This window comes from Metabacillus litoralis (genome assembly GCF_007994985.1).
Lineage (GTDB): Bacteria > Bacillota > Bacilli > Bacillales > Bacillaceae > Metabacillus > Metabacillus litoralis.
In genome coordinates, this window is the sequence record NZ_VOQF01000035.1 from 1 (window position 1) to 1167 (window position 1167).

The window sequence follows — 1167 nt, forward strand, 5'->3', positions numbered from 1 at the left end:
AGGTGGAAGCGCGGTGACGTGTGGAGCTGACAGATACTAATCGATCGAGGACTTAACCTAATAAAAGCGTAAGCTTAGTGAATAGAATTGTGAGTTGTTATCTAGTTTTGAAGGAATATCCTTCTAAATATGTCTGGTAATGATGGCGAAGAGGCCACACCCGTTCTCATGCCGAACACGGAAGTTAAGCTCTTCAGCGCCGATGGTAGTTGGGGGTTTCCCCCTGTGAGAGTAGGACGTTGCCAGGCAAAAGCTCCTTATTTGGGGCTATTATTTTGTTTAATTTTAAAATGGCCCGTTGGTCAAGCGGTTAAGACACCGCCCTTTCACGGCGGTAACACGGGTTCGAATCCCGTACGGGTCATCATAATAACTTTTCACAAAGCTATTATTGGAGGATTAGCTCAGCTGGGAGAGCATCTGCCTTACAAGCAGAGGGTCGGCGGTTCGATCCCGTCATCCTCCACCAAAGTTTTTTCAAAGCGAAAATAACTTACCAAATATTTTTCTTTAGCAAAATACTTTACCTTGAATTAGTTATTATAATTTAAAACTTTACACGCCGGTGTAGCTCAACTGGTAGAGCAACTGACTTGTAATCAGTAGGTTGGGGGTTCAAGTCCTCTCGCCGGCACCATGTTTTAACTCATTATAAGTAATGAGCCATTAGCTCAGTTGGTAGAGCATCTGACTTTTAATCAGAGGGTCGAAGGTTCGAATCCTTCATGGCTCACCATTTTCACACCATGCGGGTGTGGCGGAATTGGCAGACGCGCTAGACTTAGGATCTAGTGTCCTTGTGACGTGGGGGTTCAAGTCCCTTCACCCGCATCAAAGTTTTTTCGCGAAGCGACAATAACTTACGATAATTCACTTATGAGAATATTGCGGAAGTAGTTCAGTGGTAGAACACCACCTTGCCAAGGTGGGGGTCGCGGGTTCGAATCCCGTCTTCCGCTCCAGTAGAAAGTGCCGGGGTGGCGGAACTGGCAGACGCACAGGACTTAAAATCCTGCGGTAGGTGACTACCGTACCGGTTCGATTCCGGTCCTCGGCACCATGTTTTTTTGTCTAGTAGAACTTGCAATAAATAGTTAAATTACTTGCGCCCGTAGCTCAATTGGATAGAGCGTTTGACTACGGATCAAAAGGTTAGGGGTTCGACTC

At 46.2% G+C, this 1167-nt stretch carries 7 tRNA genes and 1 rRNA gene; all 8 read left to right on the forward strand.

The features are described 5' to 3' along the window. The first annotated feature begins 132 nt into the window (after positions 1–132). The 8 genes from rrf to FS935_RS22860 all read left to right on the forward strand — a co-directional run bounded on the left by rrf (position 133) and on the right by FS935_RS22860 (position 1060). Positions 133–248 (forward strand): 5S ribosomal RNA (gene rrf, locus FS935_RS22825). A gap of 44 nt (positions 249–292) precedes the next feature. Next, positions 293–364, forward strand: a tRNA-Glu gene (locus FS935_RS22830). 29 nt (positions 365–393) lie between these two features. Further along, a tRNA-Val gene (locus FS935_RS22835) sits at positions 394–469 on the forward strand. A 92-nt stretch (positions 470–561) separates the two neighbouring features. Beyond that, positions 562–637, forward strand: a tRNA-Thr gene (locus FS935_RS22840). Positions 638–660: 23 nt separating this feature from the next. After that, a tRNA-Lys gene (locus tag FS935_RS22845) sits at positions 661–736 on the forward strand. Between the two features lie 12 nt (positions 737–748). Continuing rightward, positions 749–831 (forward strand) — tRNA-Leu (locus tag FS935_RS22850). 56 nt (positions 832–887) lie between these two features. Further along, positions 888–962, forward strand: a tRNA-Gly gene (locus FS935_RS22855). Positions 963–971: 9 nt separating this feature from the next. Then, positions 972–1060: transfer RNA gene (locus tag FS935_RS22860), tRNA-Leu, on the forward strand. The last annotated feature ends 107 nt before the right edge of the window (positions 1061–1167 follow it).